We start from the raw sequence: 13,320 nt of genomic DNA on the forward strand, positions 1-13,320 counted from the left end.
CGTTTCATATCCATTTCGTCGAGTTTCCCGAGGCAAGCGACGGCGCCTCGGAGGGCCGCGCCGGCGTTTCCCCAGGTCAGTTTTTTCGCGTTCCCCAATCGGCGCCCGATTCCCGCGAAAAACGCCCTCCGAGCCTCGGGAAACTCGCGAAAATGGATATGAAATCCCGTCTGACCGAAAAGAGGGCGGCGTGGGAGGGCTCCTTCGCGCGGGAGCGGTATGCTTAGCGGGTCACTGACAACGCGCGCCGGCCGGGGGCCCGCGCGCCGACGCTAAGGGGTCGCCATGTACAAAGTCCACTGCCTCAACAACATCTCGCCGGAGGGCCTGGCCCTCCTGACCGACCAGTACGAGATCGTCGACGACATCGAGCAGGCCGATGCCGTGCTCGTGCGCAGCGCCAACATGCACGAGATGGCCATCCCCGCCAACCTGAAGGTGGTCGCCCGCGCCGGCGCCGGCGTCAACAACATCCCGCTCGAGGCCATGGCTGAGGCCGGCATCCCCGTGCTCAACACCCCCGGCGCCAACGCCAATGCCGTGAAGGAGCTCGTCCTGGCCGGCATGCTGCTGGCCAGCCGCGACATCGTCGGCGGCATCGCCTGGTGCCGCGACAACGCCGACGACGAGAACATCGGCAAGTCGGCCGAGAAGGCGAAGAAGCAGTTCGCCGGCCGCGAGATCACCGGCAAGACCCTCGGCGTCATCGGCTTGGGCGCCATCGGCAAGCTCGTCGTGGCCGCCGCCGAGGCCCTGGGCATGAAGGTCATCGGCTACGACCCGTTCCTTGACGCCGAGCGCGCCGCCGCCATCTCGCCGACCATGACCTTCACCGCCGACCTGGCCGACCTCTACGGCGCCAGCGACTTCGTCACTATCCACGTGCCGGCCACGGCCGACACCAAGGGCATGGTGGACGCGGACGCCATCGCCCAGATGAAGGACGGCGTCGTCTTCCTCAACTTCTCGCGCGACTCCCTCGTCGACGACGCGGCCATGGCCGCCGGCCTGGCCGACGGCAAGGTGGGCTGCTACGTCACCGACTTCGCCAACCCCGCCGTCATGGCCATGGAAAACGCCATCGTCATCCCGCACCTGGGCGCTTCTACCGCCGAGGCCGAGGACAACTGCGCCATCATGGCCGTCAACCAGATCATGGACTACCTGGAGAACGGCAACAAGGTGCACTGCGTCAACATGTAGGCGCGCCCGGCACGTCCGCGGGGGCATCCCCCGCGCGAGCCCCGCGTTTCGAGTTTGTTGCAAACGGCCGCCGTGCCCTCGGGCGTGGCGGCCGTCCCGTATCATGGCGTCCAATGCGAAAGCGGCCGTTCGGCGCTCTGGCGCCCGACGGCCCGTCATCGGCCCTGGCGCCCCGCGCGCCCGCGGCCGAAGAAGGAGGAACCATGGGCATTCTCGACGGGAAGGTCGCCATCATCACCGGCGCGACGCGCGGCATCGGCTTCGCCATCGCGCACGAGTTCCTGGAGAACGGCGCGAAGGTCGCCATCTGCGGCTCGCGGCCCGAGACGGTGGAGCGCGCGCTGTCCGAGCTCCAGGTCATCGACGAGGGCTACCCGGTCATGGGCATCACTCCCGACCTGTCCGACCCCGACTCCATCGCGGCGGAGTTCCAGAAGGTGGTCGACGCCTTCGGCCGCCTGGACATCCTGGGCAACAACGCCGGCGTCAGCTCGCGCACGCCCATCCTCGACTACACGGCCGACGAGTTCCGCAAGGTCATGGAGATCAACGTCGACGCCGTGTTCCTGTGCAGCCAGGCGGCGACCCGCATCTTCCGCGAGCAGGGCGAGGGCGGCTGCATCATCAACACCTCGTCGATGGTGGGCCGCTACGGCCAGCCCTCTGGCTCGGCGTACCCCACGTCGAAGTTCGCGGTGAACGGGCTGACGCTGTCGCTCGCGCGTGAGCTGGCCAAGGACCACATCCGCGTGAACGCCGTGGCGCCGGGCGTCATCCACACCGACATGGTGGACGCGCTGCCCGACTCGATCATCCAGCCGCTCATCGCCAGCATCCCGCTCGGCCGCATGGGCGAGCCGTCCGACATCGCCAACGCCTACCTCTTCCTGGCGAGCGACATGGCCAGCTACATCTCCGGCGCCGTCCTGCCGGTTGACGGGCTGTCGCGCCCGTAGCGAATCACACGCGCCGCTGATGCGAAGGGGCCCCTCCTCGGAGGGGCCCCTTTTGCGCGGGGAGGGAGGGACCCTTCGCTTGCGAGGGGCGGCCGCTAGCGGAGGTTGCGGCGGGCGGCCTCCACCACCAGGCGGACGCGGTTCTCGCGGTTGAGGGCCGATGCCTCGGGGTCGTAGTCGAGCACGGTGATCTGCATATCGGGGTAGCGCCGCCCCAGGTCGTGCAGCGCGCCGCGGCTCCTCACGTGGCCCTTGAGGCAGCCGAAGGACTGAAGATAGATGACGTGGCGCACGCCGGCGGCGGCGAAGGCGTCCAGCTGGGGGAGGAAGCGCACGTCGTCGGAGAACAGCAGGGCGGGGTCGGGGAGCACCGGCTCGGCGTCGAGAGCGCCGAGCATCTCGACCAGCCTGTCGTTCATGAAGGGGTCGAAGATGAGCAGCGGGTTGCCCACCAGCCCGATGCGCGGTCGGCTGGCGTCGTCGCCGGCGGGCGTGGGCGCGGGCACGTCGTCGGGCGCGGCGCCATCGGGCGCGCGCCAGGCGCGTTCCCAGGTGAAGGCGGGCGTGCGGCCCGTGGCGCGCTCGACCATGCGGGGCACGGCGTCCACCAGGCAGCGCTCGCAGACCGCCGGCAGTGTGATGGCGTCCAGGTCGGGGTCGGCCTCCAGCAGGCGGATGGCGCGCGCCGCCAGCGCGGTGGCCGTGAAGCACACGTCCTTGGCCGTGCAGCGTCGCGCCACCTCCAGGTCGCCCTCGTCCAGCCCGCGTGCGAGCAGGAGCGCCTCGTGGTCGCCGGTCGCCGCAGCGTCACCGGCACACGCCGCGGCCGCCTCGCCAGCATCGGGCGCGCCCGGCGCGTCGCCCGCGGCACACGCCGCGCCCTCCGCATCGCCGACGCCCGTCGGCGCCTCGCCCGCAGCGCCCGCGTCGCCCGTCACCGCGCCGCCGCTCGCCGCGCCCCGGCGCTTGCGCACGGCGATGGTCTCGGCGAGGGTGCGCAGGCGGATACGGAGGTGGGCGGTGTCCACCATCTCGTCCACCTTGAGCGCCGTGAAGGGCGCGCCGGCCGCCGTGACGAGGTCGCGCACCTCCTCCAGGCTCACGGCGTCGAAGCCGCAGCCGAACGACTGGAGGCACACCAGGTCGACCTGGGGGTGGGCCAGCGCGAAGCGCGCGCTCCTCACCAGGCGCTTTGCCGGCTTCCACGGCTGGGCGCCGGGGGCGTGGCCGTCCACCGCGCGCAGGCGCGCGCCCAGGCCGAGGGGGTTGAGCACGGCGAGCCCCATCTTCTGCAGCATGACGTCCACGTCGTGGGCCAGCGCGGCGTCGTTGTGGTAGGGGCGCCCCGCCACCAGCACGGCGTGGCGCCGCGGGTCGGCTTCCACCCAGGCGAGCGCCGCCTCGCCGGCGCGCTCCATCGTGTGCTCGAAGTCGGCCTGGGCGGCCAGCGCCGCGTCGAGCGCCGCCTCCAGCTCGCCCTCGGCCAGCGGCGCCCCGGCGGCGGTCGCCAGGGGGTCGAGGCAGGCGGCGAGCGCGGCGCGATCCTCGGGGCTGGCGGCGATGGCGCGCGGCTTGCTGCGGCTGAGCGTCGGCGCGATCAGCGGCGGGCGGCCCCCGCGGGCGCCCATCCCGGCGCCGTCGGCCAGCGCATCGGCGTACTCGCAGGTCACGGGGCAGTGGTAGCTCCGGTCGTAGCGTGCCATGAGCACGGCGTCGCAGTCCTTGCCCAGAAGCGAGAACAGGCGGCTGTGCGACAGCTTGGCGGGGAAGCACACGCTCTCGGAGGGCACCGTCTCACAGGCGGCTCGCGATCCGCCCTGGTCGGAGCCGTGATCGGGCACGCGCACGCTGAACCCGAGGGCGCGGATGAGCCCATGCCAGAAGGGCAGCGCCTCGTAGGATTCCAGGGTGTCCATGATCCCGATGGTCATCCGGGCGCGCGGGCCCAGGCCCTCCTCGTCGCCGAGGCGCCCGACGAGCGCCTGCTCGAGCGCCATCAGGTTGGGGGCGCTCTCGCGCCCGCCATCGGCCGGCCCCGCGTCGCCCGCGCCCTCCGCCGCGGCGCGCCGCCGCAGCTCGTCGGCGCCGCGGTCGCACTTGTTGCCGCTCACGAAGGCGCGGTCCTCGCCGAACTCCACCACGTCGAGCGAGCAGGCGTTGGCGCAGCCGGTGCAGGTGAGCGCCCGGTGCGCCGGCTTGAGCGCCGCCAGCTCGTCGCGCCCGATGAGCGTGCTCCGCCTCCTCGCCCGCGCGCCGTCGTCCGCGCCCTCGCCGGAGGCGGGGCCCGCACCTGCCCGGCCGTCGCCCTCCGCCTCCCAGCGGTCGCGCGCCACGAGCGCCGCGCCGATGGCGCCCATCAGGTGCGCCCGGTCGCAGCGCACGGCCTCGACGCCGCAGATCAGCTCGAAGGCGCGCAGCACGGCGTCGGACTTGAACGCGCCGCCCTGCACCACCACGCGGTCGCCCAGCGACGCAGCGCGCTCGCTGCCGATGATGCGGAACAGCGCGTTCTGCACCACCGAGTAGGCCACGCCGGCGGCGATGTCGTCGAGCGAGGCGCCCACCTTCTGGGCGTGCTTCACCCGCGACGACATGAACACGGTGCAGCGCATTCCCAGGTCGACGGGATGGTCGGCCCGCAGCGCGGCGGCCGCGAACTCCGAGGGGGTCGACCGCAGGCTGTGGGCGGTGCCCTCGATGAACGCGCCGCAGCCGCTCGAGCAGGCCTCGTTGAGCACGGCGTCAGCCACCGCGCCCTGCTCGACCCACAGCGCCTTCATGTCCTGGCCGCCGATGTCGAGCACGAACGACACGTCGGGCACGAGCTCCTGGGCGCCGCGCAGGTGCGCCGCCGTCTCCACCACCCCCGAGTCGATGCCGAGTGCCGCGCGCAGCAGGTCCTCGCCGTAGCCGGTGGCGGTGGCGTGTGCGATCCACGGCGCCTCCTCGCCCCGCGGGGCTGACCGCGGCAGCGATGCGAGCGCGCCCAGGACCATCTGGCGCACGGTGTCCAGCACGTCGCCGCGCGTGGGCTCGTAGGCGTTGTAGACCAGGCGCCCGTCGGCATCCACCAGGGCGACCTTCGCCGTCGTCGACCCGGCGTCGACGCCCAGGAACAGCGGCCCACGCGCGTCGAAGGAGCGGAGGGAGGGGAAGACGGCCCGGGCGTGCCGCTCGCGGAAGGCGGCCAGCTCCTCCGGGTCGGCGAACAGGGCGGGCAGGCGTCCCAGCTCCTCCTCGGCGTCGATGAGCTCGCCGGCGCCCGCGCGCTCGCACAGCTCGTCGAGCGACGCGGTGACGGCCTCCTCCTCGGACAGCAGCGCGGCGCCCAGGGCGGTGAACAGGTGCGCGTCGCGGGGCAGGATGCCCGTCGCGGGGGTGAGCCCGAGCGCGCGGCGGAAGCGGTGCGCCAGGTCGGGCACGTACTCGAAGGGCCCGCCCAGAAACACGAGCGTCCCGCGCAGGGGCCGTCCGCAGGCCAGCCCGCCCAGGGTCTGGCGCACCACGGCGTCCAGCGCGCTCGCGGCGATGTCGGCCTTCGCGGCGCCGGCGTTGAGTAGCGGCCGCACGTCGGTCTGGGCGAACACGGCGCAGCGCGACGCGATGGGGTAGAGCCGCGACGCGCCCATGGACAGCCGGCTCATGGCGCCGGTGCGCACGCCCAGCATGAAGGCAATGGTGTCGATGAAGCCGCCCGTGCCGCCGGCGCAGGTGGCGTTCATGCGCTGCTCCAGGCCGCCGGTCAGGTAGATGACCTTCGCGTCCTCGCCGCCCAGCTCCACCACGGCGTCGGCGTCGGGGTAGGCGCCGCGCACGGCCCGGGTGGTGGCCACGACCTCCTGGACGAAGGGGACGCCGAGCACCTCGGCGGCGCTGATGCCGGCCGACCCGGTGATGGCGACGGTGCCCTCCAGGTTGCCGTGGCGCCAGGACAGGTCGTGCAGCACCGTCTGGAGCGTCTTGCGGATGTTGGACTGATGGCGCTGGTAGGCGGAGTGGAGGATGGTGCCGTCCTCCTCGGCGATGACGACCTTGATGGTCTTCGACCCCGCATCGATGCCGATGCGCAGGGTCGGCCGGGACGCGCCGAGGGGCGCCCCGCAGTCGGTCTCGTGCATGATGTGCCTGCTCTTCCCTCGATGTTCTCGGGTCGATTATGACACAGAAGGCGCCTGCCAGCCCGTCGGCGCGCCCCGTGCGCAAAGCGCCCACACGCGCCCGAGCGCCGCGCCCGCGCCCGCCGCTTGGCGCCCGCCGCGACTGCGCCGGCCGCCCCGGTCGCCCGCGTCCGGCCGCGCCCGCTGCCCGCGCCCCGCGCGCCCTAGCGCCGCCGAGCCTCGAGGGGCGCCGGCACCTCGCGCTCCTCCACCATGGTCAGCAGCTCCTGCTGGGTGTGGATGTCCAGCTTGCGGTAGATGTGGTTGATGTGCGTCTTGGCGGTGCTCTTCGATATGCACAGCTTGTCCTGGATGAACGCCGCGTTGTGGCCCTTGGCCAGCAGGAACATCACCTCGGTCTCGCGCCGCGACAGCAGGTAGCGGTCGGCTATCTCCTCGCAGCGGCCGTGGAAGCGGCCCTTCGCGGCCCGCTCCTCGGCCTCGGCCCCGGCCGTCTCGTCGGCGTCGGGGGCGCCTTGCCCGCCGGTCTCCGCGGCCTCGGCTCGTGCGGCCGCCTGCTCCTCCTGGCGGTTCACCGCGGCCTTGAGCGACGTCCAGCCCGGGCTCTCGCCGCGCCGCGGGTCGATGATGGCCTGGATCTCACGCTGGCGGGGCAGCAGCGAGTAGCCGACCAGCAGCAGGAGCATCAGCAGCAGCGCCTCGGTGGGGGATCCGGGGGTCGCGCCGATCCCGGCCAGGATGCCCTCGGTGATGGTGGCGCCGGCGAAGGCGCCGATGGCCAGCAGGCCGCGGCCCAGCCCGAACACGAAGATGGGCGACAGCCGCAGCTCCTGGGACATGTCCGAGAAGAAGATCCACATCAGCGACTCGAGGCAGATGTAGCCCACCAGCACCATGAAGCACGCCGGCAGCTCGGCGGGGCCCGACAGCAGCGGCAGGCAGAACAGGGCCGCCGCGGCGAAGGGCACCAGGCAGCGGAACAGCATGTCCCAGTGCGAGTCGCCCTTGGTCACCGCCGCCACCACCAAGACGACGGCCGCGCCCACGCAGGCCCCCGCGCCGATGGCCAGCTGGCCCGTGAGGTCGCCGGTCTGGAGGAACCCGGTCACCACGCAGACGCGCAGCGCCCCCAGCGACACCCCGAAGATGAGCGAGGGCAGCCCGAAGCGCGCCACGAAGGAGGCGCGGCGGATGGGCAGCGGGTGGAAGATGGGGATCTCCTGGCGCCGGTAGTAGGGGATGGGCGTCAGCTTCCACAGCAGCAGCGACGCCAGCACCGGCAGCAGCGCGGCCATGAGGGCCGACACCGGCACGATGACCCAGTTGACGAGGCACAGGTAGAGGGCGATGCCCAGCACCACGGCCACGACGGTGTTCAGGATGATGGTGGTGAACTCGTAGCGGGCGAAGGCCGTGCCCCACATGGCCACCATGAGGCTGCCCCCCGCGCCCATGCACGCGCCCGACGCCACGGCCGCCGCGGCTGCCGTCGGGGAACCGGATCCCGCGGCGAACAGGCCCAGCGTTCCCGCCGAGGCCAGGATCGACGCCAGGGCCAGCGCCTTCTTCCCCACGTAGAACCGCAGAAACAGCTGGTTGGTGAAGGCGAGCAGCAGCAGGGCCAGGGCGAAGCTCACGCAGAACGCGTCAAAGACGAGCGTCGCCACCCCGCCGTCGTCGCCCACGCCGGGGAACACCGCCACGCCTCCGAACACCGCGGCGTACAGCCATCCCTGGAACATCCCGAACCCGACGCAGAGCGTGTTCAGGTCGCCCGAGGCGTCGGACTCGTTCCTTCCATGGGCGACGCTGATGGTGATGTGCGGGAAGTTGGAGGGCATAGGAGCTCCTTCGTCGTCTTGTCAGCGATCGATGAGAGGGGACGGGACGACGTCCTCCGAGGGCTTGGCGAGCCGGCCGGCCGCTGCCCAACGCGCCCCATAATACTACGCTCCCGGGTCGCCCGTAAGGAGCAAAATGGGAGCCCCTAGCATCCCCCCGCCGCCCCGCCCGAGAGGCGGGGAATCCGTTTCCATGGCGTTGACCAGGTGCGACCATTTCGAGGACGAGGAAAATCAACCCAGGGGGTTGAGCGGCGCCGCGCGAAAAACGACCCCCTGGAATGAACCTCGTCCCCGCCGCGCTCCGTACACTCCGGCTTGTCGGAGGCGCTGGGGACGCAACGGCTCCTCCGGCAAGTCAGCCATCTTCTATAAAAGGAGGAACCCCGATGTGCTTTAGACCTGCTGACGCCTCTGCGGGCTCGGGCGTGAACCAGTGCCCCGAGTGCGGCAAGACCATCCAGGCCATGGGCGGCATCACGCTCAAGTCCTGCCCGTTCTGCAAGTGCGACTTCACCCCCTACCTCGACGGCACCAAGCCGCTGCCCAACGCGGCCCCCGGCGCGCCCGCGGCTCCCGCGGCCCCCGGCGCCCCGAAGGCCCCCGGCGCCCCGAAGCCGCCGGCGGCCCCCGGCCAGTAGGCCGACCCTTGGCAACAGGCGCTCGGGCCCCTCACTAGGGATGGGAGGCCCAGCCGCCCCGGAGAACCACCTCCCCGGCGGCCGCGCTTGCTGATAGCGTGCCGCCAAGCACGCGAAGTTTCTACGGTATGGAAAACGTGGAGAAAGAAGGAAAGTATGGCATACGGTAAACAGTGGCAAACCGTAATGGAGGACGGCACCGTCGTCACTCGCTCCAACACCTGGTCGCCTCCGGGATCCCACCCCGTGGGGTACGGCGTCAAGGTCGTGACCAAGGACGGCGAGCTGATCCGCATCGAGGGCGATGACGACAACCCGATCACCACCGGTCGCGTGAACGCCATGAACCTCGCCCTGCGCGAGTACACCTACGCCCCCGAGCGCATCATCTACCCGATGAAGCGCGCCTACGAGGACCGTGGCAAGGACAAGTGGGTCCGCACCACCTGGGACGAGGCCATGGACACCATCTGCGAGAAGGTGCGCTACTTCCAGGAGACCTACGGCCCCGAGTCCATCGTCTGCTTCGGCGGCACCGGCCGCGAGGCGTGCATCTTCTACTACGCCCTGACGTTCTCGGTGCTGCAGTCCCCCAACTGCTGCTACACGCAGTCCGGCTGGTCCTGCTACGGCCCCCGCTGCTCCATCTCCGACTACGTGCTGGGCGCGGGCTACCCCGAGCTCGACTACGCCGGCCACCTGCCGGGCAGCTACGACGACCCCCGCTACACCCTGTCCAAGTGGGTCGTGGTCTGGGGCAAGGAGCCCCTGCCCTCCAACGGCGACGGCTTCTTCGGCCACTGCCTCGTCGACATGATGAAGCGCGGCACCAAGATCATCTCCATCGACCCCCGCATCACCTGGGTCGGCGCCCATAACGGCAACATCAACCTGCAGGTCCGCCCGCAGACCGACACCGCCCTGGCCCTCGGCATCATGAACCTGATGTTCGAGACCGGCGAGTACGACCACGAGTTCGCCGAGAACTGGATCTACGGCCTCGACGAGATCAAGGCCCGCGCCGCCGAGTACCCGGTGGAGAAGGTCTCCGAGATCACCACCGTCCCGGTCGAGGACATCAAGCGCGTCGCGCACATCATCGGCACCGAGCGCCCGATCGGCTGGGCCTGGGGCCTGGCCTTCGACCAGAACAAGAACGGCGTGCAGCTGTCCCAGGCGTTCATCGTGCTGGCGGCCCTGGCCGGCTCGATCGACCGTCCCGGCGGCCTGACCCTCGGCCCGCCGTCCGCCCTGCTGGGCAAGTGGCGCATGGAGCAGCGCGGCGCCATGGACGACGAGGTGTGGTCCAAGCGCATCGGCGCCGCGGCGTGGCCGGGCCTGTCCACCGGCATGGCCACCACCCAGCCCGACGAGACCCTCAACACCATGGAGACCGACGAGCCCTACGCCCTGAAGATGGGCTGGTTCAACAGCTCCAACTTCCTGACCCCCACCTGCTCGGCCCAGCCCAAGCGCTGGCACAAGGCCCTGCAGAAGCTGGAGTTCGTCGTGGTGCAGGACATCACCATGACCCCGACCGCCATGGCCGTCGGCGACTACTTCCTGCCCATGGCCACCTGGGCCGAGCATGACGGCATCGTGCTCACCCACTACGGCCGCAACACCGTGTTCATGGGCCCCATGAACAAGGCCCTCACCGTCGGCGAGTGCAAGTCCGACGTGGAGATCTGCCTCATGTTCGGCCAGCGCCTGAACCCCAGCTGGTGGCCGTGGTACAAGCCGGCCGACGGCAAGTCCCTCGACCTCGAGGCCCTGCAGACCGCCGTGGAGGACTTCTACAGCGACCAGCTCAAGGAGCTCGGCTTCGACTGGAAGGGCTTCCAGGAGCTCGGCCTGTACCAGCCCGGCGCCCACGGCTTCGAGTACGAGAAGTACGAGAAGGGCCTGCTGCGCTTCGACGGCCAGCCCGGCTTCAACACCATCACCGGCCAGATCGAGGCCTACTCGATCCTCTACGAATCCTGGGGCGAGGATCCGCTGCCCTACTACGAGGAGCCGAACTACAGCCCGATCAGCAAGCCCGACTTCGCCGGCCAGTACCCGCTCATCACCACGTCCGGCTCGCGCCGCTACAGCTCCTTCCACTCCGAGCATCGCCAGGTGCCCTCGCTGCGCCAGATCGATCCGTGGCCGTGGGTGCAGATCAACCCCGAGACCGCCAAGGAGTACGGCATCACCGACGGCGACTGGGTCGAGGTCTACAACATGTTCGGCGAGGCTCGTTTCAAGGCGGAGATCACCCCGGTCATGAAGCCCGGCATCCTGAACTGCGCCCATGGCTGGTGGTTCCCCGAGCAGGACGGCGAGGAGCCCAACCTGTTCGGCGTCTGGAAGTCGAACTTCAACAGCCTCGTGCCGCACTTCAACGTTGGCAAGCTCGGCTTCGGCGCGCCGTATAAGGGCGTCATGTGCAACGTCCGTCGTGTCCGCAGCCTCGACCAGGACTAACTCGAAAGGTAGTGACACACATGGCAGATCAGAAATACGCTTTGCTCGTTGACTACACCTACTTCTCCGGCAACCATGCCGCCGAGATCGCCTGCAAGGAGGAGCTCGGCCTGCCGATCGACCAGTTCGGCATCAAGGAGGTCGAGGTCGGCCCGTTCAAGAAGGGCGAGGGCAACGACGGCGACGCCTGGGAGTGGTTCTACATCCCCTGCCCGACGTCCATCTTCTCCGACCACTGGGGCACGGGCGGCGACAAGGCCGGCCAGCGTCCCCTGGCGGTCCAGGTCGAGGAGTCCGCGTCCATGTACTACGGCACCCTTGAGGAGATGCAGGCCAAGATGGCGGAGTTCGACCGCCCGATGGTCCTGTTCCAGCTGTAGTCCCGCGATCCCCGCGAGGTAGTGTGCCGCGGTCATCGGCTCGATGGCCGGTGACCGCGGCTTGTGCTTTGAGACTGACAAGGAGGGCACTATGACCCGCGACGAATTCCTGGCCCTCGACGCCCCCGAGGCGGCCGAGGTCCTGAACAAGCTGGTGGCCGAGGGCAAGTCCAAGGACGAGGCCCTGGCCGAGGAGGGCATCACCCAGGCTGACCTCATGAAGGCGCAGATCTTCTGGGTGAAGGACAAGTTCATCGCCCGCGCCTGGGGCGGCTACACCTCCACCAAGCGCACCGGCAACGAAGCCGGCGACGACGAGAAGGGCGTCGGCGGCAGCGATCCTTCCAAGGGCTTCGCCGGCATCTAGCATCTGCCGGCGAGGGATCGAAGGCCCGTCTCGTCCCCCTGAGGCGGGCCTTCCCCTTGCATCTCCGGCGCGGGCCGCTCCTCTGCCCAGCGGCCCGCGCCGGCGATGCATGCGCCTGTCAAATCACGGAGCGATCACGAAGTCGGGAAAGTCATCGAACGCGAGGAGGCATCAGTCATGGCGACGGAAGAGGAGATCAGGGCCGAGATCGAGAGGCTCGGGCGCCTGACCGAGGAGCAGGAGGACATCCTGTACAACATCTCGCTCAAGCAGGACGAGCTGGGCCGCCAGCCCACCAACCTGCTGCTGGAGCAGATCGAGGGCAGCGACGTCTACGGGCCCCTGATCGAACGGGAGTACCTTACCTACGAGGTGTTCAACCACGGCGGGCGGCACGAGATAGCGAGCCTGTACGTCACGCTGAAGGGGATGCGCTACTGCATTCTGTTCAGCGACGAGCTGTCGCCGCGCCGCAAGCTGAACCCCGCCGGCGCGCCCTGGTAGGCGCTGCGCGCGAGCGCGCGGGCGCTTGCTGCGCGGGCGGCCGGGCGCTACGATGCCCCCTGACCGATGGATGGGCCGCGGGCCCGGGGAGGGGAGGCGCGATGGACGCGGACGAGCTGCGGGACTTCTACGAGGGGCGCCAGTTCGAGTACGGGTTCGCCAGCATGTGCAAGATGGTGCTGCCGGACGACGAGCTGGCGGGCAGGCGCATCCTGGACGTGTGCTGCCGGCGCGGCCGCGGGGCCTACCGGCTGGGCGAGCTGGCCGGCGACGAGGGCTCGGTGCTCGGCGTCGACTGGAGCCCCGCCTACGTCGAGGAGGCCCGCGCCGGTGCCGAGCGCGCCTGGCGCAAGGGCGGCCTCTCCCGCAGCAACCTCGCGTTCGCCGTGGCCTACCCGGAAGACCTGGCGGCCGCCGGCGTCGAGGACGGGTCGATGGACGTGGCCTACGTGAACAGCGTGGTCACGCTGCTGGCCGACCCGGCGGCGGCCCTGGCCGAGATCGGCCGGGCGCTGCGCCCCGGCGGCCTGCTGATCCTGGAGACCGTGCTCGCCGACCGCCCGCGGGACGAGGCGGTGGTGGAGGCGGCCCGCGCGCTGGGCAACAGCGTCCAGGCCGCCCGCACCGAGGCCGAGACCCTCGCATGGCTCGCGTCCGCCGGCTTCTCGGCGCCCGAGGTGGTGGCCGAGGAGCCCGTCGAGGCGAGCCGGGGCTACCGGGAGGGCGCCACGGCGCCCACAGCCCCTGGCGACGAGGACGTGCGCTTCCGCGCCGTCGCCCTCAACGCCCATAAGAAGTAGGCGCCCTTCCGCGGGGAGGGCGCGAGGCCCGGCGCGCGGGG

Annotated in this window: 10 protein-coding genes; 8 read left to right on the forward strand and 2 right to left on the reverse strand. The window is 70.7% G+C overall.

Annotation, left to right across the window (positions count from 1 at the left end; translation table 11 throughout):
• Positions 1-285 precede the first annotated feature (285 nt).
• Entirely contained in the window at positions 286-1,203 is a 918-nt protein-coding gene (locus LPT13_RS10370) for a 3-phosphoglycerate dehydrogenase (protein ID WP_242166264.1), read from the forward strand.
• A gap of 203 nt (positions 1,204-1,406) precedes the next feature.
• Positions 1,407-2,159 (forward strand): SDR family NAD(P)-dependent oxidoreductase, encoded by a 753-nt coding sequence (locus LPT13_RS10375; RefSeq protein ID WP_242166265.1) that lies wholly within the window; start codon positions 1,407-1,409, stop codon positions 2,157-2,159.
• Between the two features lie 95 nt (positions 2,160-2,254).
• Here LPT13_RS10375 and LPT13_RS10380 read toward each other — a convergent pair whose 3' ends face one another.
• Together LPT13_RS10380 and LPT13_RS10385 are read right to left on the reverse strand one after the other, a co-directional pair.
• The gene (locus LPT13_RS10380; protein WP_242166266.1) at positions 2,255-6,277 is read right to left on the reverse strand and encodes a BadF/BadG/BcrA/BcrD ATPase family protein; all 4,023 of its coding nucleotides are present in this window, start codon (positions 6,275-6,277) and stop codon (positions 2,255-2,257) included.
• Between the two features lie 203 nt (positions 6,278-6,480).
• Positions 6,481-8,118 carry a response regulator transcription factor gene (locus LPT13_RS10385; protein ID WP_242166267.1) on the reverse strand — a complete coding sequence of 546 codons (1,638 nt, stop codon included), beginning with the start codon at positions 8,116-8,118 and terminating at the stop codon, positions 6,481-6,483.
• Positions 8,119-8,507: 389 nt separating this feature from the next.
• Here LPT13_RS10385 and LPT13_RS10390 point away from each other — a divergent pair, with 389 nt between their 5' ends.
• From LPT13_RS10390 to LPT13_RS10415, 6 genes are all read left to right on the forward strand, one after another.
• Complete coding sequence (locus LPT13_RS10390; protein ID WP_242166268.1) at positions 8,508-8,759, forward strand: hypothetical protein; 252 nt, start codon at positions 8,508-8,510, stop codon at positions 8,757-8,759.
• A 156-nt stretch (positions 8,760-8,915) separates the two neighbouring features.
• Positions 8,916-11,228, forward strand: a complete 2,313-nt coding sequence (locus tag LPT13_RS10395; protein WP_242166270.1) for a molybdopterin-dependent oxidoreductase — start codon at positions 8,916-8,918, stop codon at positions 11,226-11,228.
• 20 nt (positions 11,229-11,248) lie between these two features.
• Positions 11,249-11,608, forward strand: a complete 360-nt coding sequence (locus LPT13_RS10400) for an oxidoreductase (RefSeq protein WP_242166272.1) — start codon at positions 11,249-11,251, stop codon at positions 11,606-11,608.
• Between the two features lie 91 nt (positions 11,609-11,699).
• Positions 11,700-11,975, forward strand: a complete 276-nt coding sequence (locus tag LPT13_RS10405; RefSeq protein WP_242166274.1) for a hypothetical protein — start codon at positions 11,700-11,702, stop codon at positions 11,973-11,975.
• Positions 11,976-12,152: 177 nt separating this feature from the next.
• A complete protein-coding gene (locus LPT13_RS10410; protein ID WP_242166276.1) occupies positions 12,153-12,479 on the forward strand; it encodes a hypothetical protein in 327 nt (108 codons plus the stop codon).
• A 101-nt stretch (positions 12,480-12,580) separates the two neighbouring features.
• A complete protein-coding gene (locus LPT13_RS10415) occupies positions 12,581-13,279 on the forward strand; it encodes a class I SAM-dependent methyltransferase (protein WP_242166278.1) in 699 nt (232 codons plus the stop codon).
• The last annotated feature ends 41 nt before the right edge of the window (positions 13,280-13,320 follow it).

The organism is Adlercreutzia faecimuris, from assembly GCF_022669055.1.
GTDB classification, from domain to species: domain Bacteria; phylum Actinomycetota; class Coriobacteriia; order Coriobacteriales; family Eggerthellaceae; genus Enterorhabdus; species Enterorhabdus faecimuris.